This is a genomic window from Methylobacterium sp. Gmos3, assembly GCF_056430985.1.
This window is the reverse complement of the sequence record NZ_JBWJYL010000009.1, coordinates 148,890-174,992: the sequence shown is the minus strand read 5'-3', so window position 1 is coordinate 174,992 and position 26,103 is coordinate 148,890. Positions and strand designations below refer to the sequence as shown.

At 70.0% G+C, this 26,103-nt stretch carries 21 protein-coding genes and 1 pseudogene; 8 read left to right on the top strand and 14 right to left on the bottom strand.

Annotated features, from left to right (window positions below; genetic code table 11):
* Positions 1-63: 63 nt before the first annotated feature.
* Positions 64-1,179: a tRNA epoxyqueuosine(34) reductase QueG gene (queG, locus tag ACS5Q7_RS19795; protein WP_478340975.1), complete on the bottom strand. Its 1,116-nt coding sequence runs from the start codon at positions 1,177-1,179 to the stop codon at positions 64-66.
* Between the two features lie 29 nt (positions 1,180-1,208).
* Complete coding sequence (locus ACS5Q7_RS19790) at positions 1,209-1,901, bottom strand: glutathione S-transferase family protein (RefSeq protein WP_478340974.1); 693 nt, start codon at positions 1,899-1,901, stop codon at positions 1,209-1,211.
* A gap of 240 nt (positions 1,902-2,141) precedes the next feature.
* Here ACS5Q7_RS19790 and ACS5Q7_RS19785 point away from each other — a divergent pair, with 240 nt between their 5' ends.
* From ACS5Q7_RS19785 to ACS5Q7_RS19775, 3 genes are all read left to right on the top strand, one after another.
* A complete protein-coding gene (locus ACS5Q7_RS19785; protein WP_478340973.1) occupies positions 2,142-2,945 on the top strand; it encodes an undecaprenyl-diphosphate phosphatase in 804 nt (267 codons plus the stop codon).
* Positions 2,946-3,101: 156 nt separating this feature from the next.
* Positions 3,102-4,979, top strand: a complete 1,878-nt coding sequence (locus ACS5Q7_RS19780) for a methylmalonyl-CoA mutase family protein (RefSeq protein WP_478340972.1) — start codon at positions 3,102-3,104, stop codon at positions 4,977-4,979.
* Between the two features lie 186 nt (positions 4,980-5,165).
* On the top strand, positions 5,166-5,609 hold the full coding sequence (locus ACS5Q7_RS19775) for a hypothetical protein (RefSeq protein WP_478340971.1): 444 nt from the start codon (positions 5,166-5,168) through the stop codon (positions 5,607-5,609).
* Between the two features lie 9 nt (positions 5,610-5,618).
* Here ACS5Q7_RS19775 and ACS5Q7_RS19770 read toward each other — a convergent pair.
* The 8 genes and pseudogenes from ACS5Q7_RS19770 to ACS5Q7_RS19735 form a co-directional block, all read right to left on the bottom strand.
* Positions 5,619-6,521, bottom strand: a pseudogene (locus ACS5Q7_RS19770) (YifB family Mg chelatase-like AAA ATPase); the annotation flags it as partial.
* A gap of 149 nt (positions 6,522-6,670) precedes the next feature.
* Positions 6,671-6,907, bottom strand: a complete 237-nt coding sequence (locus tag ACS5Q7_RS19765; protein ID WP_478340970.1) for a hypothetical protein — start codon at positions 6,905-6,907, stop codon at positions 6,671-6,673.
* 355 nt (positions 6,908-7,262) lie between these two features.
* Positions 7,263-7,385, bottom strand: a complete 123-nt coding sequence (locus ACS5Q7_RS19760) for a hypothetical protein (protein ID WP_478340969.1) — start codon at positions 7,383-7,385, stop codon at positions 7,263-7,265.
* A gap of 52 nt (positions 7,386-7,437) precedes the next feature.
* On the bottom strand, positions 7,438-7,740 hold the full coding sequence (locus ACS5Q7_RS19755; RefSeq protein ID WP_478340968.1) for a response regulator: 303 nt from the start codon (positions 7,738-7,740) through the stop codon (positions 7,438-7,440).
* Positions 7,741-7,817: 77 nt separating this feature from the next.
* Positions 7,818-10,541 (bottom strand): PAS domain-containing sensor histidine kinase, encoded by a 2,724-nt coding sequence (locus tag ACS5Q7_RS19750; protein ID WP_478340967.1) that lies wholly within the window; start codon positions 10,539-10,541, stop codon positions 7,818-7,820.
* A 170-nt stretch (positions 10,542-10,711) separates the two neighbouring features.
* Positions 10,712-12,625, bottom strand: coding sequence for an HWE histidine kinase domain-containing protein (locus ACS5Q7_RS19745; protein WP_478340966.1), 1,914 nt, complete (start codon positions 12,623-12,625; stop codon positions 10,712-10,714).
* 134 nt (positions 12,626-12,759) lie between these two features.
* Positions 12,760-15,165: a hybrid sensor histidine kinase/response regulator gene (locus ACS5Q7_RS19740; RefSeq protein WP_478340965.1), complete on the bottom strand. Its 2,406-nt coding sequence runs from the start codon at positions 15,163-15,165 to the stop codon at positions 12,760-12,762.
* 358 nt (positions 15,166-15,523) lie between these two features.
* A complete protein-coding gene (locus ACS5Q7_RS19735; RefSeq protein ID WP_478340964.1) occupies positions 15,524-17,752 on the bottom strand; it encodes a CHASE3 domain-containing protein in 2,229 nt (742 codons plus the stop codon).
* 263 nt (positions 17,753-18,015) lie between these two features.
* On the opposite strand from ACS5Q7_RS19735, the gene ACS5Q7_RS19730 reads away from it, so the two are divergent.
* The gene (locus ACS5Q7_RS19730; protein ID WP_111473378.1) at positions 18,016-18,261 is read left to right on the top strand and encodes a hypothetical protein; all 246 of its coding nucleotides are present in this window, start codon (positions 18,016-18,018) and stop codon (positions 18,259-18,261) included.
* Between the two features lie 36 nt (positions 18,262-18,297).
* Here the strand turns inward: ACS5Q7_RS19730 and ACS5Q7_RS19725 are convergent, their stop codons facing one another.
* From ACS5Q7_RS19725 to ACS5Q7_RS19710, 4 genes are all read right to left on the bottom strand, one after another.
* Positions 18,298-18,990, bottom strand: a complete 693-nt coding sequence (locus tag ACS5Q7_RS19725; protein WP_478340963.1) for a DNA-binding protein — start codon at positions 18,988-18,990, stop codon at positions 18,298-18,300.
* A 425-nt stretch (positions 18,991-19,415) separates the two neighbouring features.
* Entirely contained in the window at positions 19,416-20,129 is a 714-nt protein-coding gene (locus ACS5Q7_RS19720; protein ID WP_478340962.1) for a hypothetical protein, read from the bottom strand.
* Between the two features lie 81 nt (positions 20,130-20,210).
* On the bottom strand, positions 20,211-20,714 hold the full coding sequence (locus ACS5Q7_RS19715) for a hypothetical protein (protein ID WP_478340961.1): 504 nt from the start codon (positions 20,712-20,714) through the stop codon (positions 20,211-20,213).
* Positions 20,715-20,721: 7 nt separating this feature from the next.
* Positions 20,722-21,825 (bottom strand): ImmA/IrrE family metallo-endopeptidase, encoded by a 1,104-nt coding sequence (locus ACS5Q7_RS19710; RefSeq protein ID WP_478340960.1) that lies wholly within the window; start codon positions 21,823-21,825, stop codon positions 20,722-20,724.
* A 228-nt stretch (positions 21,826-22,053) separates the two neighbouring features.
* Between ACS5Q7_RS19710 and ACS5Q7_RS19705 the strand changes: the two genes are divergently transcribed.
* The 4 genes from ACS5Q7_RS19705 (at position 22,054) to ACS5Q7_RS19690 (ending at position 25,978) form a co-directional block, all read left to right on the top strand.
* Entirely contained in the window at positions 22,054-22,227 is a 174-nt protein-coding gene (locus tag ACS5Q7_RS19705) for a hypothetical protein (protein WP_478340959.1), read from the top strand.
* A 63-nt stretch (positions 22,228-22,290) separates the two neighbouring features.
* A complete protein-coding gene (locus ACS5Q7_RS19700) occupies positions 22,291-23,868 on the top strand; it encodes a DUF2235 domain-containing protein (protein ID WP_478340958.1) in 1,578 nt (525 codons plus the stop codon).
* On the top strand, positions 23,865-24,440 hold the full coding sequence (locus ACS5Q7_RS19695; RefSeq protein WP_478340957.1) for an SLATT domain-containing protein: 576 nt from the start codon (positions 23,865-23,867) through the stop codon (positions 24,438-24,440). The genes ACS5Q7_RS19700 and ACS5Q7_RS19695 overlap by 4 nt, the downstream gene beginning before the upstream one ends.
* The gene (locus ACS5Q7_RS19690) at positions 24,440-25,978 is read left to right on the top strand and encodes a nucleotide-binding domain-containing protein (RefSeq protein ID WP_478340956.1); all 1,539 of its coding nucleotides are present in this window, start codon (positions 24,440-24,442) and stop codon (positions 25,976-25,978) included. The genes ACS5Q7_RS19695 and ACS5Q7_RS19690 overlap by 1 nt, the downstream gene beginning before the upstream one ends.
* Positions 25,979-26,103 lie beyond the last annotated feature (125 nt).

Below are 26,103 nucleotides of genomic sequence, written 5' to 3'. Positions count from 1 at the left end.
CCTCTGCCAGGCGTGGCGCAGCCCTGGATTGCTTCGCTTCGCTCGCAATGACGGCGGGGCGCGTCAGGGTGGTGTAAGGGCGAAGGCCCATTCCTCGCGGACATGGGCGTCCGCCTCGTCCGCCCCGAAGCGGCGGTGCAGGTCGCGCAGGGCGTCCCCGTCCAGCAGCCGGCCGCAGGCCCAGACCGCCATGCCGCGCACCAGCGGCGAAGCGTCCGCCAAGCGCGCGACCGCACTCGGCGCGAGGCCGGGCTCATCGGAATTGCCCAGCGCGATGAGAACGTTGCGCAGGAAGCGGTCGCGCCCCGTGCGCTTCACCGGGGTTCCGGCAAAGAACGTCCGAAAAGCGGCCTCGTCGAGGGCGGCGAGGGTCCGCAGGTCCGGCGCGGCGAGGTCGTCGCGGGCGGACAGGCGCGTCTCGGCGGCCTGCCGGGCGAACTTGTTCCAGGGACAGATTGCGAGGCAATCGTCGCAGCCGAACACCCGGTTGCCGATGGCGGGGCGGAACGCGGCCGGGATCGGCCCCTGGTGCTCGATGGTGAGGTAGGAGATGCAGCGCCGCGCATCGAGCCGGTAGGGCGCGGGCAGCGCGTCGGTGGGGCAGATGTCGAGGCAGGCCCGGCAGGAGCCGCAGCGGTCGACGCCGGGCGCGTCGGGCTCGAACTCAGCGCTGGTGTAGATCGCCCCGAGGAGCAGCCAGTTGCCGGCCTCGCGGGAGATCAGCACCGTGTGCTTGCCCTGCCAGCCGAGCCCCGCCGCCTCGGCGAGCGCCTTCTCCATCACGGGGGCGGTGTCGCAGAAAACCTTCACCCGCGCGTCGGCCTTGGCCGACAGGTAGCCGCCCAGCTCCTTCAGCTTGCCCTTCAACACTTCGTGATAATCGCGCCGCTGGGCATAGGCGGCGATGGCGCCGTGTCTGCGCCGGGCGACGAGCGCCAGGGGATCCTCCTCCGGCCGGTAGCTCATGGCGACCACGAGGATGCTGCGCACCCCCGGCCACAGGGCGACGGGGCTGGCGCGCTGGTCCGCGCGCTCCTCCATCCAGTCCATGGTGCCGTGGGCGCCCTCGGCGAGCCAGTGCGCGAGGCGTTCGGGCAGATGGGGAACGCGGTCGGGCCGGGTGATGCGCAGGCCGCAGAAGCCCAGGTGGCGGGCCCTGTCCTCGACCAGCCGGCGCAACCGTTCGCCGTGGAAGAACCGCTTGTCGCTCAGAAATCGAGATCCGCGTAATGGGCGGCCGGCGGCATGCCGGCGACCCGGTCGGCGAGGATGGCGCGGAAGGAGGGCCGCGACTTCACCCGCGCATACCAGTTGCGGGCCATCTCGTCCTCCTCCCACGGCACGTCGCCGAGGTAGTCGACGCAGGAGAGATGGGCCGCCGCCGCGAGATCGGCATAGGACAGGTCGTCGCCCGCGAGCCAGCGCCGCCGGGCGATGAGATAGCCGATGTATTTCAGGTGGTAGCGCACGTTGGTGCGGGCGGCGCGGATGGCGTTCATGTCCGGCGGGCCGCCGCCCTGGCTCGTGGTCATGAAGCGCTTGGCGATCTTCTCGGCCACGAGGTAGCCGGTCACCTCGTTCTCGAACTTCACCAGGAACCAGTCGAGCAGGCGGCGCACCTCGACGCGGCCGGTCGGGTCCTCCGGCAGGAGGCGCCGCCCGCTGAGGCCGAGCCCCCGTGTCTCGTCGAGATATTCTGCGATGACGCCCGCGCCCGGGACGACGGTGCCCGATTGCTCCAGCAGGACGGGCGTCGTGCCGGCCGGATTAATCAGCAGGAATTCGTCGCGCCGGTCCCAGCTGCGCTCCTCGATGAGGAGCGGCTCCAGGCCCATCTCGGCCATGATCAGCCGGATGAAGCGGGAATTGGCGCAAAAGGGGAAGTGATAGAGGTTCGCCATCGAAGCCGCAGTGGGGACGGGACAGTCACTTGCCGGGTCACGGCGCGGGGCTCCCTCTCGCGCCATCCGCCCTGGCAGGCAGGGCTTCGGTCCGAGCGTTATTGCCGGTTTCTTGCCGCCCCATTAACACGCGTCGCCAAGCTCGGTAACCGCCCGTCAACCGCGATGGGTGATGCAACCGGGACGGTCATGGGTGTGGGGCGGCGCCTGGTGCGTGCGCCGGAAGGCGCGAGGGCAGGCATGGATCCGGTCAGCATCGGGAAAGCGGTTCTGCTCGGCCTCGTGGAAGGCGCGACGGAGTTCATTCCCGTCTCCTCCACCGGGCACCAACTTCTGGTCGGCCATTTCATCGGCTTCCATTCGCCCAACAACACGTTCGAAGTGCTGATCCAGCTCGGCGCGATCCTGGCGATCCTGGCGGTGTATTTCCGCCGGCTCCTGAACATCGCCACCGCCGCGCCGCACAACCCGCAGGCCCGCCGCTTCATCATCGGCATCCTCGTCGCCTTCCTGCCGGCGGCGGTCATCGGCGGCCTCTTCTCGAAGCTGATCAAGGCCTACCTGTTCAACCCGTGGATCGTCTGCGCGACCCTGGTAGCCGGCGGCCTCGTCCTCCTCGTGATCGACGACACCGACCTCGAGGTGAAGAAGACCGACGTCTACGACTTCACCCTGCCGATGGACTTCAAGATCGGCGTCTTCCAGTGCCTCGCGATGATCCCCGGCGTGTCGCGCTCGGGCGCCACCATCGTCGGCGCGATGCTGATGGGCGCGGACAAGCGTTCCGCCACCGAATTCTCGTTCTACCTCGCGATGCCGACCATGGCCGGCGCCTTCGCGAAGGACCTCCTCGACAATTACAAGAACCTGTCGAGCAACGATGTCGGGCTGATCGCGATCGGCTTCGTCGTCTCCTTCATCTCGGCCCTGTTCGTCGTGCGGGTGCTGCTCGATTACGTGTCGCAGCACGGGTTCCGGCTGTTCGCGTGGTGGCGCATCATCGTCGGGGCGCTCGGCCTCGCGGGGCTCATCATCCTGGGCTGAGGTCAGGGCGGCCGGAAGGGGAATTGCATCGGAACGGGTTCTCGTGCGACGCAGCGAAATGACCGCGGCGGTTGAACCGCGGCATCCATGCTGCGACGCGCTCCCCGCCGGCCGACCTTCGGCACGGAGCGCCTTGAGGGGGGCTCGGCCGAACCGATGGAAGACAGACCGCTCGCCGATCTTTTCGAGCCGGCCGACCGCAAGCGGTGGCTCTCCCTGGTCGAGACCGCGCTGAAGGGCGCGGATTTCGAAAAGAAGCTCGTTTCCAAGACCGCCGACGGGCTGCGCATCGAGCCGCTCTACGCCGCCGCCGAGCCGACGGCGCAGCCGGTGCGGGCGCCCGGCCCCTGGAAGATCGCCCAGCGCGTCGACCATCCCGATCCCGCCGCCGCCGCCCGTCAGGTGATGACCGACCTCGAAGGCGGCGCGGACGCCCTCGTCCTCGCCTTCGCCGGGGCGCCGGGTGCGCGCGGCTACGGCCTGACCGTGACCGATGCCGCCGGGCTCGACGCCGCGCTCGCGGGCGTGATGCTGCCCATCGTGAGCCTGCGCCTCGACGCGGGCGGGCGAGGCCTCGACGCCGCCCGCTGGATCCGCGACCTCGCCGCCGCGCGGGGCGAGGATCTGGCCTCCTACGATCTCGATCTCGGCATCGACCCCGTGGGCGTCCTCGCCGCCACCGGCAGCCTCGGCGCCGTGTGGAAGGAGATCGCCCCCCAACTCGCCGCAGCCGTCGCCGAACTGGACGCAGCCGGCTTCACCGGCCGCGCCTTCCTGGCGGACGGGCGCCCGTATCACGAGGCCGGGGCCGGCGAGGCCGCCGAACTCGGCGCGGTGCTCGCCACCGCCCTCGCCTATCTGCGCGCCCTCGAAGCCGCCGGCCACGACCTCGACACGGCCCGCGACCGGATCGCCGTGCTCCTCGTGGCCGATGCCGACGAGTTCGTGACGCTGGCGAAGTTCCGCGCCATGCGCCGGCTGTGGGCGCGGGTGGAGCAGGCCTGCGGCCTCGAGCCGAAGCCCCTGCGCATCCATGCCGAGACGGCGTGGCGCATGATGACCAAGCGCGACCCCTTCACCAACATCCTGCGCACCGGCATGGCCGCCGCCGCCGCCGGCATGGGCGGGGCCGATGCGGTCTGCGTATTGCCCTACACCCAGGCGCTCGGCCTGCCGGACGCCTTCGCGCGGCGCGTGGGCCGCAACAGCCAGATCGTCCTGATCGAGGAATCGCATCTCGGCCGGGTGAGCGACCCGGCGGCGGGCGCGGGCGGGTTCGAGGCCTTGGCCGACCAGATCGCCGAGGCCGCCTGGGACGCCTTCCGGGCCATCGAGGGCGAGGGCGGCATCGTCGCCTCCCTCAGCGTCGGCAAGATCCAGCGCCGGATCGAGGCGGTGCGCGAGGCCCGCACGAAGGCGGTCGCCACGCGGCGGATGCCGCTGACCGGCGCCACCGAGTTCCCGAACCTCGCCGAGAAGCCGGTCGCCGTCCTTGACGTGCCGCCGGTCGCGCCGGGCAAGCCCGCGAATTTCGGGACGGGCGCGGCGGTGGCCTGCGATCCCCTGCCCTCGCAGCGTCTGGCGGAGCCGTTCGAGACCCTGCGCGACGCCTCGGACGCCGCGCTCGCCAAGGCCGGGCGCCGGCCGAGCGTGTTCCTGGCCAATCTCGGGCCGCTGGCCGCCTTCAACACCCGCGCGAGCTTCGCCGCCAACGCCTTCGCGGCGGGGGGCATCGAGGCCCTGTCGAACGACGGCTTCGCCGACACGGCCGCCCTGGTCGAGGCCTACAAGGCCTCCGGCGCCCCCCTCGTCTGCCTGTGCTCGTCCGATACGGTCTATGCCGAGAAGGCGGTGGAGGCGGCCGAGGCGCTGGCGGCCGCCGGCGCCGGGACGATCTACCTCGCCGGGCGCCCGGCCGAACTGGAAGCGCCCCTCAAGGCGGCGGGTGTCCACGCCTTCCTGCATGTCGGATGCGATCTTCTGGCGTTGCTCGACGATGCGATCCGCCGGGCGCTTCGGTCCGCGCCCCGCTGAGTCGGGGCCGAGCGGCGCGATGAGCCATTCGGCTCACCGCGTCCGGGGCATCGCCGCGCCCGCCCGCCCGCCTCGCGGTGCCGGCGCATTTCGCATGTCACGCCGGCACCGCGCCCTGGCCCTGTTCCCGACGCAATCCGGGGGGATCTTGAAACCCGGTTCGGACACCCGACGAGGCCGCCCCGCATGAAGTCCCCGATCCTCGCCACGCTCGCCGTCCTCGCTCTCGTGACAAGCGCGGAGGCCCGCCCGCAGCGAGCCGTGAAAGCCCCCGACGCCGCCGCGGCGGAAACGGTGATGTCGCCCCTGCGGCAGGCCGCGACCGATTGCTTCGCCGAGACGGTGATGTCGAACCCGAAGGCGATCCGCGAGGCCCGCGCCGGCCATTGGTACGAGGCGGCCTCCGTCACCGGCTTCCTGTGCCGGCCCGAGGTCGCGGCGATGATCCAGGCGCATGACCGCCTGTTCGGCGCCAAGACCGGCGAGCGCTACTTCAAGGGCGCCTACGCGAAGCATCTCGACAAGCAGCTCGCCGAGCGGCTTCAGCCGATGCTGGAGCGCAAGGCCGTGGCGAGCGCCGAGCCGCCGGCCGAGAAGGCCGGTGCCGAGGATGCCGCCCCGGCGGAGTAAGCCGGCCCTTCACACCGTTCCGTCGCTCCTCCCCCGGTAGGACAGCGCCTCCGCGAGGTGCAGCCGCCGCACCGGCCCCTCGCCGTCGAGATCGGCCAGGGTGCGCGCGACCCGCAGCACCCGGTGGAAGCTGCGAGCCGAGAGGCGCATCGTCTCGGCCGCCTGCCGAATGAGCGCCGTGCCCGGCGCGTCCGGGCTCGCCACCGCCTCGATCACCTTGGCCGGACAGGTCGCGTTCGTCGTCTCCGGCGGCAGGCCGTACTCCGCGTAGCGGGCCGTCTGCCGGGCGCGGGCGGCGGCGACGCGGGAGGCCGCCTCGGCCGATCCCTCGCTGGGCGCGGGCAGGATCAGATCCGCCGCCGAGACCGCCGGCACCTCGATACGCAGGTCGATCCGATCGAGGAGCGGGCCGGAGATGCGGGCCTGATACTGCGCCATGCAGCGCTCGTTCGGCCCCTTCCGACAGGCATAGCCGGGATCCAACCCGTGCCCGCAGCGGCAGGGGTTCATCGCCGCGACCAGCTGGAACCGGGCTGGGTAGGTCACGCGGTGGTTCGCCCGCGCGATCATCACCGTGCCCGTCTCCAGGGGCTGGCGCAGCGAATCGAGTACCTGCGGGCTGAATTCCGGCAACTCGTCGAGGAACAGCACGCCGCCATGGGCGAGCGACACCTCCCCCGGCCGGGCGCCGTGGCCGCCGCCGACCAGCGCCGCCATGGAGGCGGAATGGTGCGGCTGGCGGAACGGGCGCCGGTTCGACAGGGCGCCGCCCTTCAGCCCGCCGGCCACCGAGCGCACCATGGCGATGTCGAGGAGTTCACGGGGACCGAGCGGCGGCAGGATCGAGGGCAGGCGCGCGGCGAGCATCGACTTGCCCGACCCCGGCGGTCCGTTGAGCAGCATGTCGTGGCCCATTAAGCGGCCAAGACGAGGCAGGCCTGCGAAGCTTGGAACGAGGCGGGCGCCCCACCGGCTGGGGTCGCCCGGCGTTCGCCATCCGACCCGGACCCGGGCGTGCCAAACGGGACCGAACGCATCGCGAGGGCGGCGCCGGGACCGGGTCATCGGCCGACCGGCCGGCCGCCGGACGCGCCTTGACGGACCAAGGCCGCAGCCCGGCCGCGCAGTTCCATGGCGCGAATACGCTGGCTGCGGGCCAGCACCCGCAACGTTGGCACGTGGACTTCCGGGGACAGGCCGGCGGCCAGCTCGGCCAGCGCGTCGGCGTGATCCTCGCGCCCGACCGCCTCGTCCAGCAAGCGAAGCCTCAACGCATGCGTCCCGTCGCGCATCGCCAACACCCGGCTTCCCGCCCCGAACCTTAGCTTCCGCCCGGCAGATGCCCACGCGACCGTGGCCGGTCAACCCGGTCGCGCCCACGCATCGGAGCGATGGTAACGCCCCTACCCTACGCCACGCCACCGCGGGTCGGGCCGCCGGGGCGAGGCTCGACGGGGGATCCTTCGTCCTCCGGAGGGGGCGGCAAGTGTGGCGGGGGCACACGCCCCGGGCTCGGGGGCGTCGGCAAGCCGAGGTCCTCGGCCGGTTCCGGCGCCTCGTCCCTGCGGTCCTTGTCATCCGGCATGGTCACCTCCATCGGTCCTCGACTACGCACGAAAGCCAATACGGATGCCCGGAGGGGCCGCTCGCGGTTCAGACGTCGGCCATCCCCGTGTCCGGCCCTTCGACGATGTAGGGGGCGAAGGGCTCCCTCGTGGCCCGGTCGGCGTATTCGTCGACCGCCTCGCCCGGCAGCGGCGGCATCAGTGCGGTCATCGACCGACCGTCAAGGAAGGCCTCGATCTCGCACGTCATCAGGTCGGTTGGCTCACGCGGCGAAGCTACGGATTGCCGAGATCACCTTGCCCTCGCGGAAGGGCTTGTCGCAGAACACGCCCCGCGCCGGGATGGCGTCGAGGTCCGGCGCCAGGGCACCCGTCAGGACCAGCTCGATGGGAGGCCACCGGTCGCGGATCATCGCCACCAGCTTCAGCCCGGTGGTCGAGCCGCGCACATCGAGATCGGCGAACACCACCCGGATGTCCGTACGCTCCTCCAGGGTGCGGACCGCGGCCTGGGCGGTGCGCACCACGACCGCGTCGCACCCCGCCTCCTCGACGAAGTCCCGCATGATCCCTGCCAGGATAGGCTCGTCCTGAAGCACTAGCACGACCGGTCGTACTCCGTCGCAGTCCACCTCGGTCGTCGTCATGAGCGCTGCACCTCGACCATCGGTGCACGCATCACCGCGATCACCCCGTCCCTGTCGTATGTAACGTCGACCTCGCCCGTTCCGACTAGGCCCGTGCGGATTAGGCGCGACCCGAAGCCCTTTCGGGTCGGCGCCGTCACGGGTGGGCCGCCGTGCTCGCGCCATCGCAGCACCAACCCCGGCTCCCCCGTCGTGCCGTCGATCCACCACCGCAACTCGACCTGGCCTTCCTCGCCGGACAGGCTGCCGTACTTGGCCGCATTGGTTGCCAGCTCGTGAAGCAGCAGCGACGCCGACAGCGCGGCACTGGGGCCGAGCGAAACGTCGGGGCCATCGAGCGTGAAGCGGCGGGCCTCGGCCGCGGTGCCGAGTACCTCTCGGCACACGGTCCGAAGGTCCGCCGCCGTCCAGTCCTTGCGCAGCAACAGGTCGTGGGCCGAGGCCAAAGCCTGGATGCGCTTCTGGAATGCCTCCACCGGCTCGCGCTCCGGGACGGACCGCAGCGTCTGATGCGCGATGCTCACGACCATCGCCATCGTGTTCTTGAGGCGGTGGGAGAGTTCGTGGTTCAGCAGGTCCTGCCGCTCCTCGGCACGCCGCCGCTCGACGGCCTGGCGGGTCAGCTCGGCGATCTGGCGGACGAACGCGACCTCCGGATCGCCCCAGGTCCGCGGGCGGTCGTCGTTCACATAAAGTACCGCCACCGTCCGGCCCTTCTCGACGACGGGAACGTTGACGAGCGTGCGGACGGAGACCACCTCCAAGGTCGCGGCTGAGGCGGCGGTACGGGGATCCTCGCGTACGTTCGGGATAACGACCGTCCGTCCCTGCCGGAGGTCCTCGGCATAGAGGCCGTAATCGTCCATGCGGTAGCGGCCGGCCAGCGTCGGGAATCCCGCAGCGGTCCAGTCCTCCTCGACCACGAAGCTTTCGCCGTCGGGTCCCACCGTGCCGTAGCCGACCCGGCCGACACCGAGCACGCGCCCGAGAACGGCGGCGCCCGCCTTCGCTATCGCGTTTGTGCCGATGTCGGCCCTCAGCCGTTCCCCGAGCTCCAAGAGGCCGTTGCGACGTGCATCGGCCTCCACCCGCTCCGTCACCTCAAGGAAGATCACGCCGAAGCGCTCGCTCCCGAGCGGGAAGGCCCGGCCCTCGTACCACCGCGCCAGGGTGCCGACCTGTCGGATGAACGTCATCGGCTCTCCGGTCTCGACCACGTCGGCGAACTCGTCGACCCAGGCATCCTGGATACCCGGAAACACCTCGCGGATCGTGCGTCCCACGACGCTGTCCGATGCGATGCCCACGAGCCGGCCCCATGCGGAGTTGACGTCGAGGTAGCGCCAATCCGTGATGCGACCGGTCGGATCGCGCACGACCTCGCCGACGAGGAAGCCCTCGCTCAAGCGCTCGAACAGGTCGCGCCAATGGGCCTCGCTCGCCGCGAGGCGCTCCTCGAACGACTTCTGCTCGGTGATGTCGCGCGACACGGACAGTATCCGCTCCGGCCGCCCGTCAGGGCCGAAGATCGGCGTCACCTGGACATCCCACCATTTGGCGTTGCCGAGGAAGGTGTCCGCGCCCCCCTGGAAATGGCCGATCCCCCCGTCCCGGGCCGTGGCCAAGGCCGCCAGGGCATCGGCATTCCCCTGGCCCTGCCAGAAGCTCGGCCATGGGCATCCCTTGATGTGATTGAAGTCGCTGATTTCCATCACCTTCATGCCGCCTTCGCTCATGAAGGTCAGGCCGCCGTCGAGGTCGAGCACCTTGATGCAGTCGGCGGACGACGCCAGGACGCTGCGCATGAATTCGGCGTCGGCCTGTTCCTTGGTGGCGAGGTTGCGCTCCTGCGTGCGGTCGCTGAACGCCTTGACGAAGCCCCGGTGTGTCCCGTCGAGCCCCCGCAGCGAGGTCATGTCGCCGACCGCGTAGAACCGGCCGCCGTCCTTGCGCAGATGCCAGCGCATGTCCTCGGCATGGCCGTCGCGGAGGACGCCGTCCATCTCCTTGCGCATCTGACCGGTCGTTCGATCCTCGGGCGTGAAGATCCGCTCGATGGGCTGCCCGCACATCTCCTCGGCCGACCAGCCCAGAATGCGCGTGGCACCGACGTTCCAGTCGGTCACCGTGCCAGAGGTGTCGGTGACGATGATCGCCATCTCGCTGGCGCTGTCGAAGATGGCGCGTTGGCGTGCCTCGCTCTCGGCTAGGCGCTCTCGGTTGCGGTGCGCCTCGGTGACGTCGATCTGGCTGCCGAACCGATAGCGCAGCCGTCCCTCGCCATCGAAGACGGGGCCGACGAACAGGGCGTTGACGAAGGGCGTGCCGTCGCGACGGTGGTTGGTGATCTCGACGGTGAGGTCGCGGTTTTCTCGGAGGGCGGTGCGAATGGCGTCGACGCGGTCCGGCTCGGTGTCCGGTCCCTGGAGAAAGCGGCAGTTTCGCCCGACGACCTCCTCAATGCCGTAGCCCGTGAGGTCGAGGAAAGCCCGGTTGGTGAAGACGATCGGGTCGTCGTCCTGGTTGGGATCCGTGAGGATCATCGGCAGGCCGGTCTTGTCGACGGCGGAGAACAACACGTCGGTGTCGGTCGATGCCGGGCGTGGCTGCTGGTCGGATGGGCTCGGGCCGTGGTCCGGTCGGTCGGCCAGCTTCGCCCTTAGGCGGCGGACCTCTTCCTCAAGCTCCTCGCGCGAGAGGCATCGCAAATCGTTATCCATCGAGAAGTTCGCCTGCCCCCCGGCAATCGGCATCGTCCATGGGCGAGGCTGATAGCGAAGCACCGACACCTCGTCACTGCGGCTTTCCGATCAACGCCTTGGAGGAGTTCGCCATCCAAGATTGTCCGGCGAAAGCGCAGGAGGGGATCCGCCACCCTGTCGGCCTATCGTCAGGCTCGCGACTGCAGGCTCTTCATCGGCACGCTCACCACGCAACTGACGCCCTCGACCCGGTAGTCGATGGCGACCCGTCCGCCGCCCATCCCGCGCTCGATCAGGCGCGAGCCGAAGCCCTTGCGGTCCGGCGGTGCGACCGGGGGCCCGTCCCGCTCCCGCCAGTCCAGCCGGAAATCGGCATCCTCCCCGTCCCCGGTCACGCTCCAGTCGAGGTCAACACGGCCGGCCGCAGTGGAGAGGGCTCCATACTTGGTCGCGTTGGTCGCGAGCTCGTGCAGCACCAGCCCGAGCATCAGCGCCGCGCTCGGCCCGATGAACAGGTTCGGCCCGGAGATGTGGAACCGACCGGCCTTGTCCTCGTGCAGCGCCAGCGTCCCCCGCACGAGGTCGCGGACGTTGGCTGTCTCGGAATGCCCGAGCAGCAGGACGTCGTGCGCCTTGCCGAGGACGACCAGACGGGCCGCCAGCGCTTCCTGCGCCGCCGGCAGGCTCGCCGCGTTGCGCAGGGTCTGCGTCGCGATGGACTGCACTATGGCCAGGGTGTTCTTGAGCCGGTGGCTGAGCTCGCGGTTGAGGATGTCCTGCGACGCCTCGGCGGCCTTGCGGTCGTCGATGTCGCTGACCGCGCAAACCGCCCCGACCGTCGAGCCCCGCTCGTCCTCGACCGCCTCGCCGGTAATCATGATCCAGCGCCGCGCACCTCCCGGTCTCTGGTACAGCACCTCCAGGACCGCACGCTTGCACTCGCCCCCGGTGATGCGCGCGAGGGGATACTCGTGCCCCTCGACCCGCCGACCGTCCTCGTGAAAGGCCACGAACGCACCGTAGGCGTCGCTCGACGAGGCGTAGAGCGTGTCGTGGCCGAGGATCTCGGCGAGGCGCTGGTTGCCCATCAGGATGCGGCCCGAGGGCGCCTCGGCGAGCAGGATACCGACCGGCACGGTCTCCATGATCGACTTCAGCCGCGCCTCGCCTACGGCGCGGGCCGCGTCCGCCAGCTTTCGGGCGGTGATGTCCACGGCGACGCCGGGATAGCGCAGCGGCCTGCCGTCGTCGTCGAGGAAGCACCGTCCCCGGGCGTACACCCAGGTCAGCGTCCCGTCCGCGCGAAGCAGGCGGTACTCCTCGCCGAACTCGCCCCCGGTATAGAGGGCGTTCTGGATGCGCTCGCCGACCCAGCCCCGGTCGTCCGGGTGAATGCCGTCGACGAAGGCGGCGAGCGGCGCCCCGCCGGCAGCCTCATTCGGATCGACGCCGTACATGCGGGCGAACTGCTCCCCGGCGTAGAGCCGGTTGGCCGGGATGTCCCAGTCCCACCACCCGAGGCCGCCGGACGCCGCGAAGGCGAAGGCCAGCCGCTCCTGGGACGTCCGAAGCGCGTCGCGGGTCGTCCGCATCTCCGCGTTAAGCCGCCGTTCGCGCATCACGGTCATCACCTGCCGGGCCAGGCGTCGTAGGGCGTCCGCCTGCCTGTCGGTCAGCCCCCCGGGCCTGGGCTCGTGGTCGATGACGCACAGGCTGCCGAGCACCTGCCCGTCCGCGTCCCGTAGCGGTGCTCCGGCATAGAAGCGGATGAACGGCTCCCCGGTCACCAGCGGGTTGTCCCGGGTCCGCGGATCGACGGTCAGGTCCGGGATGGTCAGGAGGTCCGGAGCGGCCAGAGTGTATGCGCAGACCGAGGCGTTAAGGGCCGTCTCGCAGAGCGGGAAACCGACCTGCGCCTTGAACCATTGCCGGTCTTCCGCGACGAGGCTGACGAGCGCGACGGGCGTGTCGCAAACCAATGCGGCCAGTTGGGCGATGTCGTCGAATTCCGCCTCCGGCGGGGTGTCCAGGATGCCGGTCGCCGCCAGCGCTTCGAGGCGGACCGGATCGCGCAACAGGGACGGTAGAGCGGGCTTCGGCATGTTCTCGGGCGAGTGTCGGAATCGTAGACTAGACGAGTTGCGCGCAACCGTCTTGTGGTTTGGGGTCCACCCATCGTCGCTGGTTCATGGAAGATTTCGGCGCCGGGCTTCGGCAGGACGAAGGGGTCGCGCCCTCAGGAGGGCTTCGACCTTGCCTCCTGGATGGCGCGACGGAGGATGCGCGACAGGTCCGCCACCGAGTACGGCTTGCGCAACAAGTCGAAACCGTGGGTACCCTCGGCTGCCAGCACGTCGCTGTAGCCTGAGGTCAGGACGACCGGAATGTCCGGTCGTCGCCGTCGGATCTCGCCCGCGAGCTCGACGCCGTTCATGCCCGGCATCATCACGTCCGAGAACACCACCTCGAACCGGAACGGGATGCGCTCGATCTCGGTCAGGGCCTTTTCCGCGTCGGTCGCCCAGACCGTCGAGAAGCCCAGTTCGCTCAGCGCTTGCTGGGCGAAGGCCCCGACATCGAGGTTGTCCTCGACGACAAGGACGCAGGTGCCATGGCCTTCCGCCAACGCCTCCGGCTCCACGTCGGGCACCGAGGCGGCGGCCGGGGCGACACGGGGAAGGTAGAGGGTGAAGGTCGTCCCGGCGCCCTTCCGGCTCTCGACCGTGATCTCGCCGCCGGACTGCTTGGCGAAGCCGAACACCTGGCTGAGGCCGAGACCCGTGCCCTGGCCGACGGTCTTCGTCGTGAAGAACGGCTCGAAGATGCGCTCCAGGTTCTCCGGCGCGATGCCAGATCCCGTGTCGGTGATCGAGACGGCGATGTAGTCCCCGCGTTGGGGCGGGTGCGCCCGGACCGCGGGGATGCGGCCGGTGCGCCGGAGGCCGATGCGCAGGCGGCCCTCGCCGTCCATCGCGTCCCGCGCGTTCACGACCAGGTTCACCAGCGCGGTGTCGAACTGACTGGGGTCGGCGTTGACGTAGAGATCCTGCGTCTCCCGGTCGGGCAGGTCGAGCTCGACGTGGATGCGCGAGCCGGTGAGCGTGCCCACCATGTCGGAGACCGCCGCCACGGCGCGGTTGACCGCGAAGGTCTCCGGACGGAGCGCCTGCCGGCGGGCGAAGGCGAGGAGTTGCCCGGTGAGCTTGGCCGCCCTGTCGACTGTCTCGGAGATGGCACCGACGTAGCGGACCCGGCGCTCCTCGGCGAGGTTGGGCCGCTTGAGCAGGTCCGTCGACGACTTGATGACCGTCAGCAGGTTGTTGAAATCGTGCGCCACGCCCCCGGTCAACTGGCCGACCGCCTCCAGCTTCTGGGACTGGCGAAGCTGTTCCTCCAGCGCGCGGCGCTCGGTGACGTCGCGGCCGGCGGCATAAAAGTGGTCGCCCCTCGGGATGGCGTTCCAGGAGAGCCAGCGGTAGCCGCCGTCCTTCGTCCGGACCCGCACGTCGACGTCGTGCAGCGGGAGCCCGCTGCTGATCCTCTCGAAAGCCGCGGTGGCCTCCGCGTGGTCGTCGGGATGTACGAACGTATCGAAGCGCGCCCCGACGACTTCGGCGGCGTCCCATCCGAGCGTCTCGGTCCAGGCCGCGTTCGCCTTGCGGAAGATGCCGTCGAACCCGCAGATCACGAAGAGGTCGCGGCTGGCCCGCCAGACCATGTCGCGCTCGTCGGCCCGTTCCTGGGCGGTGGCCTCCAGATGGTTTTCAAGACGTCTCCGGTCGGTGATGTCGTTGAACAGGATGGCGACCCTGTGCTGTTCGGGCTCGCCCACACGCAGCGCGTGGACGTCGAACCAACGCCCCATCGCGACCGCGCCGCTCTCGAACCGCACCGGTCGTCCCGTACGTGCGACCTCGCCGTAGGTGTCGAACCAGTGGCGTTCATGGGCCGGCGCGAGCTCGGTCATCCAGCGCCCGACGGCGTCTTGAAGGCCCGTCTGCGCCGCGAAGGCCGGGTTCACCTCGACGAAGCGGTAGTCGACCGCCCGGTCGTCGGCGTCGAACCGCATCTCGACGACGCAGAGGCCGCTGTCGACGGCATCGAACAGGGCCCGGTAGCGGGCCTCGCTCTCGGCGAGCACGCCCTCGGTGGTGCGGAACCGGGTGACGTCCAGCTGGCTCGCGAAGAAGTAGCGGAGCCGTCCCTCCGGATCGAAGACGGGGCTGACGTAGAGCTCGTTGCGGAAGGGCGTGCCGTCGCGGTGGTAGTTCAGGATCTCGACGACGACGTCCCGCCGGGCCGCGATGGCGTCCCGGACCTTGGCGATGTCGGCGGGGTCCGTGCCGGGCCCCTGCAAGAATCGGCAGTTCCTCCCGATCAGCTCGTCGGCGTCGTACCCGCACAGGTTCTGGAAGGCCCGATTGGCGAAGACGATGGGGTTGTCGGGCAGGTTGGGGTCGGTGATGATCTGCGGCATGCGGGTCTTCTCCGCCGCCGTGAACAGCAGGTCGGTGGAGGCCGCGGAGGTCCGCTGCCCCTGGCCCGGCCGGCGCAGGCCGTCGCCGAGTTGGGCCTCAAGCCTCGCCACGCGGTCTTCGAGCTCGCGCTCGCGCCGGCGCAGCCTTTCGTTCTCTTCGTCCATGGGGCCCCGCTTGCGGGCGTGAGTAGCTTTGCGACCGGTGTGGGACAACCACGAGCCGGACAACGCGTCGACACGGCGCAGGTCCGCCCGCGGGCACGGAATTTCCGGGTAGCCCTACGGAGTTCACCTCGCGCGGGACATCGCGGACCTCCGCGCGTTGTCGTCCGCTTCCACTTCCGGGAGCCGAACGTGGGGGGTCATGATGCAGTCCGATACGCCGAGGCCAGGGGACGACCCGTTGCCGCCCATCGGCGATCCGCCGCCGGACCCGGCACCGCCGGAAGGCGATCCGCCGGGCGAGCCTCCGGCGCCCCAGCCTCCCGGGCCGATCAACGGGCGCTAGGGGAGTCCGCCGGCGTCAGGGACCCGCGTCCCTCACCGGGCGCAGGGGCACGACGTTCCCGGCCTCCGGTGGCGCCGCGGTACCCTTCAGGACCTCGGCGACCTTACGGGCGAGCTGTTCGCGCTTGAACGGCTTGCCCACGAGGTGCACGCCGTCGTCGAGCCGGCCGTGGTGCACGATGCTGTTCTCCGTGTAGCCGGACATGAACAGCACCCGCACCTCCGGGCGCAGCGCCTGCACCCGTTCCGCGAGCTCGCGCCCGCGGACCTTGCCCGGCAGGACCACGTCCGTGAGCAACAGGTCGACCGAGGCGAGGTTGGTCCCGAACACCCGGAGCGCATCCTCGCCGTCGACGGCTTCCAGCACCCGGTAGCCGAGGTCGGAGAGGATCGCGCAGGCGATCTCGCGCACCCCCGCCTCGTCCTCGACGACCAGCACCGTGGCCGAGCCGCGGGGCAACTCGACGGGCGCGCCGGTGAGCGGCGCGGCGGCGACGGCACCGACCGCCCGGGGCAGGTAGATCTTCACGGTCGTGCCCTCGCCTGGCTCCGAGTAGATCTTCACGTGTCCGCCCGACTGCTTGACGAAGCCGAACACCATGGCGAGGCCTAGCCCGGTGCCCTTGCCGTCGGGCTTGGTCGTGAAGAACGGCTCGAACACGCGCCTGACGATGTCCGGGGTCATGCCGTGGCCGGTGTCCGAGACCGCCACCATGGCGTAGTCGCCCGGCGTGATCTCGGCGTTGTCCCGGGCGTAGGCCTCATCGAGGACCTTGTTGCCGAGCTCGATGGTGAGCCGGCCGCCGCCCGGCATCGCGTCGCGGGCGTTCAGGGCGAGGTTGAGGACGGCGCTTTCCAGTTGGGCCGGGTCGGCCATGGCAGGCCACAGGCCGGCGGTCTCGACGTAGCGGACCTCGATGTGCTCGCCGAGCGTGCGCCGCAGGAGCGGGATCAGGTCCGGCATCGTCGCGGCGAGGTCGACGGGCGCCGGGGCGAGCGGTTGCTTGCGCGCGAAGGCGAGGAGTTGGCCGGTCAGGGTCGCGCCGCGCTGGGCCGCCCACGCCGCGCGCTCGATCCGTAGCTGCAGCCTGGCGTCGCCGTCGAGCTTGGCCCGGACGAACTCCAGGTTCCCGAGGATGACCTGCAGCAGGTTGTTGAAATCGTGCGCGATGCCGCCGGTCAGTTGTCCGACCGCCTGCATCTTCTGAGCCTCGCGCAGCACGGCCTCAGCCTGGGCACGCTTGGTCATGTCCGAGATGGTCAGGACGAAACCGCCGTCCGGCATCGGGGTGCGACGGATCTCCAGGTGATGCCCGTCGGCGCGCTCGCGCTCGTAGGTGACCGCCTCGCGTGGATTCCGGCTGCCGTGGCGGACTTGGTCCTCGGTCTCCAGCGCGGGGCGGCCGGGTTCGCCGGTGTGCTCGACGAAGGCGCCGTAGGCGGTGCCCGGCCGGAGCATGGCCTTCGGCAGGTCGAGCAGCACCTGGAAGCACTCGTTCCAGTTCGCGAGCTTGCGCTCGGGGCCGAACACCGCGACGCCCTGGCTGAGGCTGTCGATGGTGGTGCGTAGGCGCAGCGCCAGGGCCCGCTGCTCGGCCTCGGTCGCGTAGGAGCGCGACCATGCCTGGTTCAGGAGGCGGGCCGCCCAGAGCATCGTGAGGACGGCCAGTGCCGATCCGGCGATGACCATCCAGCGCACCCAGGCCGCCCGACCGTCGTTCTGCGCGAGGCGTTCGTCGAGCAAACGCTGCTCCTCGGCCAGCATGCCGTCGAGCATGGCCTCGGCTTCGCGCATGTGGTTGCGGCCGGCGTCGCCGTTGACGATGCGCAGGGCGTTCTCAAGCCCGCCGTCGCGGCGCGCCTGCAAGGTCTGGGCGAGCTCCTCCAGCTTCTGCTGGATGGCCGGTGCCAGGGCGCGGATGCGCTCCTGCTGCACGGGGTTGTCGGCGGTCAGCTTCTGCAACTCGCCCTGGAGCAGGCCGAGCCGGTCGCGGGCGGCGTCGTAGGGCGCGAGGTATTCGTCCCGGCCCGTGAGGACGTAGCCCCGCTGACCACGCTCGGCGTCGCGCAGGGCGATGGCGAGGTCCTTGGTGGTGCTGAGGACCCGGTAGCTGTGCTGCGACCACTCCCGGGCCTCGCGCGAGGCGTTGAGGCGTTCCCAGGTCACCGCGCCGACCAGGGCGACGATGGCCATGAGGACACCGAGCACGAGGAGGTTGGCGCGCCTGACGAGGTACTGGGTCATGGTGTCCGTGATTGCGCCGGCCGCCCGCGGCCAGCCTTCGGACGCAAGCGCCGTGCGACCTTGGCCGTGAGCTCGGGACGAGGGCATCGCCTGCCCGCTGGTCCGTGACCACCGCCTAGGTCGCGATTGCGGGCTTTTGCGGGCGGGCCGACGGAGGGAGCGCACTTCAACGTGATGGAGACGGCCCCGGCCTGCGTCATCGTCCGCAGTGACGAGGCTCACCTCGAAGCGTTGTCGGATGCGACCGTCCGACCGGAGCCGTTATGCTGAACCCGTTCTATGCCGCGTTCCTCCTCGCCGTGGAGGCCCAGAAGGTCATCGAGTTGCGCCTCGTGCGGATCGCCTGGGGCGGCGCCGAGGGCCAGGCCGAGATGGTCTCGATGGTCGGAGAGAAGGTCGTGGCCGCGATGGAGGCCGCCAACACCCTGATGGCGGGCGGCAGCCAGGGCGACGTCATCGCGCGCTACCGGGAGCTCGTCGCGGACAACACCCATCGGCTGATGGCCTGAGCCGGCGGCTGACGACGCCGCCCGCGCTCCGCGCCCTCAGCCGACCTTGCGGGCGTACCGGCCTTCGTCCCGTGGCTCGAAGTAGCGGTTATGGGAGACCCGCACGTCCATCTTCTTCTTGAGGGTAGCGAGGTTCAGCGGCTCCTTGTGCAGGGCCGCGCCGCGGATCGTCACGCCCCTGAGTTCCTGCAGGATCTCGGCCGGCGTGAGGGCGCCTCCCGCGGGGATGATCTCGAAGATCTCCTGCATGACGCGGTCCCAGAACTCCATGGCGCGGAAGCGGTCGAGTTGGTTCTCGACCTTATTCAGGCGGGCCTGGAGGCGGGCGGCCTCGTCCTCGGCGGCCTTGGCGCGGTCGGCGAGCGCGGCGTTCTCCGCCTGGAGGGTCTCGATCATGCCCAGCAGGTGCTCCCGGTCCTGGCGCTCGTCGGCGGCGTCGGCCTCGCTCGCTGCGCGCTCCTTGGCGAAGGCCTGGGTGGCCTCGCGCTTGGCCTGTTTCCAGATCTCGGTGGCGAGCGCCTGCCCCTTGTCGCGCAGGGCCTTGGGCATGTCGGTGGGTTCGAGCCTGGCGTCGTAGCCGCGCCGTTTGCGCCAGGCACGCAGGTGCTTGCAGACGTCGCGGGGCGATCCGCCGGCCGGGATCCTCGCGCGCACGTTGCGCAGGCTGGGGCGCTCCCCGGCGGCGAGCAGCACGTCGGCCACGTGGAAGACGGTGAACTCCGACGGCATGGGCGCGCTCCCTGGATCGGGGAGACCATGGCCCGGAGGGGGTTAAGCGCGCGCTACGGAGCCCCCTCGGAGGCGCGGAAAGCGACTCCGAGGTCGGGTATCGGGTAGCACTTCCCGATACCTCGTGTGAGGGACGATGCCGTGGGGTGCGGGTGCGGAGGCATCGAAGGGGTCGTCAGACTCCATCGCCATTCGTTGTAGGCAAAAGCAAAAACCGCCTACAACGCATCGCTGCTTGCACATCGTCCCGGCGCGTCGCTCGCACTGCCTTCATGCCGGTGCAGCGGCCATCGGCGGCTTGCGCCCGGGACCGGGGAAGCAGGTTCCGATGTCGCCATTCCGGACTGACGACCTTGCTGCGCGGCCGTATCCCGTGGCCGGGGCAGGCCAAAGCCTCGTCCTGAAGGAGCGGGCCGCTCCGGCGATCAGGCCTTGGGCGCATCGCGCCAGAAATCGGTGCTGTGGTTGTTGAGCCTGCGGTCGTACGCGTCCACCGTCGCGGCGTAGGCCTCTGGGATCTTGCCGCCGTCACCGCCGTCGCTGAGGAAGCGGTGGACGGAGGACAGCGCGGAATCCCGGAGCCTTTCCCAGGCGTAGAGAAGTTCGTCCTCCTCCTCCCGGCGCTTACGGGCCGCGCTCATCTTCGCCTTCGACGCCTCCCGAGCGTAATCAGGCCGGGGGTCGTGCGTGTACCCGAACGTGATGGCGCCATGGGTCCACGGGTCCGCTTCCGACCCCCGCCAGCGGTACCGGACCGTGACGCTCATCGTCCTGGCCGGGCGGACCGGATGGAAGATCATCCCGTCGTCGACGAAGAAAAGGCGCCCCTGCCGCTCCTCTTCCTCCCTGCGATGCTTCATCTGCGACACGGCGGACGAGAGCTTCATCCCGGTCCGCCTGGCATCCTGCTCGGTGCTCTCGCGCTTGGCCCAGGACTTCGCCGCATCGAAGCGGGACAGCGCCTGCTCGAAGTTCCTGAAGCTGTTGGCGACGTAGGGCCCGCAACGCCAAAGCGGCAGGCGGCGCAGCGCGTCCGGGCGGGCGCTCTCCAGGGCGCCGTCGATGAGCCGATCCAGTTCCGCCTCGTCGACGGCGTCCAGGGCGGCCTTCTCCTCGGCGGTGAGGTTGATCTGGCTCACGGCAGGTCTCCCTGGCTGCGTTCGGGTGGCCATGACGGCTCGCCGGGACGGGGTGGAGGATAGGGGGAAGGGCTTCCGGGCTCAGAGCAGCTTCATGACGAGCTTGTGGATCAGCGCGTCGAGCCACGCCTTCTCGAAATTCCGGTACAGCGGCTTCGCGGGGCGGTGGCCGATATCCGCAAGCAGGCCGCCGAGGCTGACGAGGTTGTCCCGCTTCTTGCGGTCGAAGCCGAACTTCATGCTCGCCTCGTCCGCGCCGCAGATCCGCCAGTCGTCGGTCCGCGTCAGCGCATGGGCCCACAGCGACATCTCGCCAGCGTCGAGGAAGACCCCGGTCGGATCGAGTTGCAGCTCCATGATGCGCACGAGGTCGTCGAGGTGATACTCGGTCAGCGACGCCAGGAGCGCCTCCCGGTCGATGGTCTTCTCCGGCCGCCGTCGCTGGAAACCCGTCTGGGTTTCTGTGACGCAGGTTTCCACCATCACGATGCGGTAGCGCGAGGCCAGCGCGTCCCACGCCGAGACGCGATGCGCCTCGATGACCGAGTTCGCGTCCATGAGCACGGCGCCGCGATACACTGGCATACCGGTCTCACATGTCGAAGGGACGCGGGATGCCGTGCACCGCGAAGAGCTCGCCGAGCTCGTCGATGGTCACGTCGAGGAGGCGGGCGACGCGGCGGACGGAGACAAGCCCCTTCCCGATGCCGGCGGCCATCACCTCCATGAAGGGCCTGCCGAAGAGCGGTGGGATCTCACCGTCATGGGGCGCCGTCGCGCCGTTGTTCCTGAGCGGCCGGTCGTCGAAAGCCTTCGCCGCCTCCTGCTCCATCAGGCCGAGGCTCACCATCCGCCACTTCAAGGCCACCGCGCTGACGCCCAGCGCCGTTGCGGTCCGGTTCAGCCACGCGGCGTCGATCTCCGGCCCGCAATGCCGGGCGAGCACCTCCCGGGGCATTAGGAGGGCGGAGGCGAACTTGTTCGCCATCTGCTCGACGCGCTTCTGGATCTTGCCGGAGCCGACCCCGTCGTCGATGCGCTCCGGGGGCATCGCGTCCCAGGTCAGGAGATGGAAGAGCTCGTGGGCGAGATCGTAATTGCGCCGCCCGGCGGGTTCGTTCCGGTTGACCAGGACGGCGCCGAGGTCCCGTAGCAGGCAGGCGGCACCCGAGATGCCGGGTCGGGCATCGACCATCAGCACCAGCGTCGAGAGCTCGACCTGCATCGCCTCGGCGAGCCGCGCGGACGGCACCGGGCCAAGCCGCAGGGCCTCGGCGACCGCCTCCCCGTCGGCCTCGGCCTCCTCGTAGCTGCTGCCGCGAACGAGACCCAACCGGTGCCTGAGAGGCGAGACGCCCTTGCCGGTCGCGCGGCCGAGTTCGCGGTAGGCCCCGATCCATTCGCCCGCCCTTGCCTCGAAGGCGTTGACCTCCGCCTCGTCCAGGCCGCCCTCGCGACGCCAGGAAAACCGCGCCTCCCCGACGATCAGGTAGGGATTGGTGAAGTGGTCGAGGGGGACGTCGAACTCGCGGACGGCCGTCACGAGCTCCTTGGCCGACAGCTTGCGCTGGCCGGCCTCGATCTGGGCGACGGTCTGTCTGTTCTCGAACCCGAAGACCCGGGCGAGTTGCTCTTGGGAAAGGCCGCGCGCCTCGCGCAGCGCCTTCAGCCTGATGCCGGTCGTTGCTGGTGTCATGTCGTGCCCCTGCCGTCGGTCTATCTTGCACATCGGCAGTTTGCAAGATATTAAAGCAACCCACGAGGATGCATAGATGGCCGGTCGCCATGCCGCATCCGCTCCTCGGACCGAGGGCCTGCGTCAGGCTCCCTCGGCCGCCCCGGCTCCAGCGGACCCGGGACGCGGATGATCCTGACGTATCCCGGCGCCGCAGGCGACGCCCCGGCGCGTTCGACGGAGACGACGATGGCTACCAACCCTCCCAGCGGTGACGGTCACCGCAACGGCATGGTCCGGGACCGCTCGCAAATCCACAACCCGCGGACGGATACGTGGACCAAGCGGGACACGGGTACCGGCCGCTTCATGGACGGCAAGAAGGACGGCACCCCGTTCAAGGGCGTGCGCAAGGAGCGCTGAAGGCGCTCGCGGGCCCGCCGACGGGCGGGCCCGCATCCGGGGAGGTCGGACGCAGGGCGCATCATGGCCAAGAACATCGTGGTCTTCTCGGACGGCACGGGACAGGACGGCGGCGTCCGTCCCGAGCAGCGCGTCAGCAACGTCTACAAGATGTACCGGGTCTGCAAGGTCGGCCCGGAGAGCGGGATCGACCCGGCCGAGCAGGTCGCCTTCTACGACCCCGGGCTCGGCACCGACATCGGTGCCACCGCGCTGACGGCGCCGGTCCGGTTCGCGCAGAAGATGGCCGCCTCGCTTTCGGGCCGCGGCATCGCGACCAACATCGCCGACTGCTACCGGTTCATCGTCGACCATTACGAGCCCGGCGACCGGGTGTTCCTGATCGGCTTCAGCCGCGGGGCCTACACCGTCCGGTGCGTGGCGAACCTGCTGATGTATTGCGGCGTCCCGACCCGGGGGAAGGACGGCCCGCTCCTGCGCTACCGCAAGATGACCGCGGACATCGCCAAGGAGGCGGTCGGGACGGTGCTGGAGCACGGCGCCGGTCACCCGCGCGCCGAGTTCGACGCGGAGCGGACCGAGCTCGCCCGCCGCTTCCGCGATACGTACGCCTCGCACCATCCCGATCACGCCGGTGACCCGACCGACCGCAAGTCCAACGTCGAGCCGTACTTCATCGGGACGTTCGACACGGTCGCGGCCCTCGGGGTCGCCGGGGCGAAGCGGTCCCTCATCAAGGCCGGGCTCGCGGCCGCGGTGATCATCCCGGTCGGCCTCGCCATCACTGCGACGGCGGCGCTCGCCGGCGGCCTTTCGTACGCGCTCGGAGGCCCGTTCTGGAAAGTCGACATCGGCGCCGCCGTGCTGCTCTCGCTCGCCGCCATAGCCGTGGCATGGGAAGTTTCCCGCAGGCTCCGGGCGGCCAAGACCAAGACGATCAAGAACTGGCCGGTCGAGGGGCAGGAGCGCAGCCACGTCGCCGAGTGGAAAGGCGAGAACTTCGACCGCTACCTGAGCGCGCAGGTCGGCTACGCACGGGCGGCCATCGCCATCGACGAGCGCCGGAAGGACTTCGACCGCGTGAAGTGGGGGCCGACCGAGGTCGCCCCGCATCGGGCACCCGGCGCCCCCGACCAATTCCGGCAGTTCTGGTTCGCGGGCAACCACTCCGACATCGGCGGCAGCTACGACGAGACCGAGGCCCGCCTGTCCGACACCGCGCTCAAGTGGATGCTGGAGCAGGCGGTCGGCGTTCCAGACGGCCTCAAGGTGGACGGGCTGCCCCCGGTTGCCGATCCGCGCCACCCGGTGGAGGTCATGCGCATCCCGCGGCTCCGGCTCCACCCGTCCGCCGCGGGCGTGCAGCATTGCGAGGTCGCCGGCATGCGCGACAGCATCGAGGCCCGCGTCTCGGCCTCGTGGGTGCCCGCATGGGTGCGGCGGTGGGCGCTCGGCAAATCCTGGGAAACCAAGGACCGGGAGATCCGGCCCGACGCGACCGTGCATCCCAGCGTCGACGAGCGCTTCGCCCTGCCGTCGGTCGTGCAATGCGACGGCGTCGCCCCGTACCGGCCGGCGCCGCTGGCGAACCACGAGCGCTTCAAGGGCTACTTCGGGCCCGCCCCGACGGCTGGAGCATGAAGGATCGATCCCACGCCATGGAAGGCTTCACCTCGCTCGAAGACCAGGTCCGGGAATGCTTCGGACGGGTGGTCTACACCCACAAGACCCACGAGAAGATGGCCGACAGGTGCGGCGGCACCCTCCGCAACCTCAAGCGTCTCCAGATCGCCTTCTCGGCGGTTACCGCATCGGGTGCGGCGCTGAGCGTCTTCGTCGACCAACCGACGCTCAAGATCGCGACCGCCCTGGTCTCGTTCGGCACGCTCCTGATCACCGGCTACACCAAGGGTTTCGATCCGGGCGGCACCGCGCAGAAGCACCGCGACGCGGCCGCCAGCCTGTGGCCCATCCGCGAATCGTACCTGTCGCTCCTGACGGAGATGCGCATGCGCCGCCTCACGGACGACGAGGCCATCAAGCGCAGGGACGACCTGCAGGCGAAGCTCGCCACGCTCTACAAGGCCGCGCCACAGACCGACGGCAAGGCCTATGCCGCGGCGCAGGAGGCGCTCCAGCGGAAGGAAGACTACACATTCTCCGACGCCGAGATCGACAGGTTCGTGCCCGCCTCCCTGCGGAAGGGGGGCTGATGTCGAGCCGTCGTACGGGCGAGGAGTTGATCGAGGACCTCGCGAAGGCCCTCGACATCCCGGGCGAGCGCTACGCGTCCGCCGACCGCAGCTACAGGTCGGTCTGTGCCTGGCTGGAGCGCCCCGGCTCCCGCTTCGAGCACGTCCACATCGACGCCTACACGCAGGGCTCGTTCCGGCTCGGCACGGCCATACGGCCCCTGAACGGCGCGGAAGACTACGACCTCGACATCGTCTGCGAGTTCGGCGTCGCCAAGTCGTCCCTGACCCAGAAGCGGCTTCACGACGACCTCGGACACGAGCTCCGGCTCTATGCCGAACGTTACGGCATGCAGCCGCCCGAGGGATGGCGCAGGTGCTGGACGCTCAACTACGCCGATACGGCGCAATTCCACATGGACGTGCTGCCCGCCGTCCCGGACGCGCAGCGCCAGCGCCTCCTGAGGGAACAGCGGTCGCTCTCGCTGGCCTACGTGGAGAAGTCCGTCGGCATCACCGACAGCGAGCACGAGAACTACCGGGTCCGCTCGGACGACTGGCCGGTGAGCAACCCGAACGGCTACGCGGAGTGGTTCTACGAGCGGATGCGGCCGGTCTTCGAGGGCCGTCGGCGCGCCATGATGCTCGCCGAGGACAAGGCCGACGTCTCACAGATACCCGCGTTCAGGGTGAAGACGCCGCTGCAATCGGCCATCCAGATCCTCAAGCGGCACCGCGACATGAGGTTCTCGGAGGATTCCGGCGGGCGCCCCACGTCCATCGTGATCTCGACGCTGGCGGCGCACGCCTACCAGCAGGAAACGAGCATCAGCGGGGCGCTACTCAGCATCCTCACGCGGATGGACCAGTTCGTGCTTATGCGGGGCGACGAGTATTGGATCGCCAACCCGTCGGACCCGCGCGAGAATTTCGCGGACATGTGGAAGGAGGAGCCCGAGCGGAAGGACGCCTTTTACGATTGGCTTGAAACGGCGAGGGCGGACTTCCGGCAGGCCGCGGAACAGGACAGCGTCGACGGCTTCATCGATCGGCTCGCCCCCAGGATGGGTCGCCCGCTGGTCGAGGCCGCGGCATCGTCGAAGCGGTCTCCACCCGGTCGTACGGCCACGGCGGGCTTCGTGGGTGGCGCCCTGCGTCGTATCCTCGATGCGCCGCATCGCAGGCCGGTGACCTGGCCGACCCTGTCGAGGGGGAGCGTTCGGATCGCCTCGGCGACCTACCAGCGCCGGGGCTTCCGCCCTTCGGCGTTCTCCAGCGACGATGCCGCCCTTCCGAAAGGGGCCGACCTGCGTTTCGTCGCCCAAACCGATATCCCGAGGCCCTATCGCGTGTTCTGGCAGATCGTGAACACCGGCAAGGACGCCGCCTCCGCCCGAGGGCTCCGCGGGGGCTTCGAGGAGGGCACCGTCACGAGCGGCACGCTGACGCGCGAGGAAGGCACTTCGTATGCCGGCAGCCACAGCATCGAGTGCTTCATCGTCAAGGACGGGTATTGCGCGGCGCGGAGCGGACCGTTCGTCGTCAACATCGCCCCTTGATGGTTGACGCGTATTCCGGCGGCCGCAGCGCAGACGTCCTTCCTCGCGACCATGCCCGCCCGATCCGATGCGTTCGGGATGCGCACTAGCGATGAAGAAGCGGTCGCCTCTCCCGGATGCCCGAT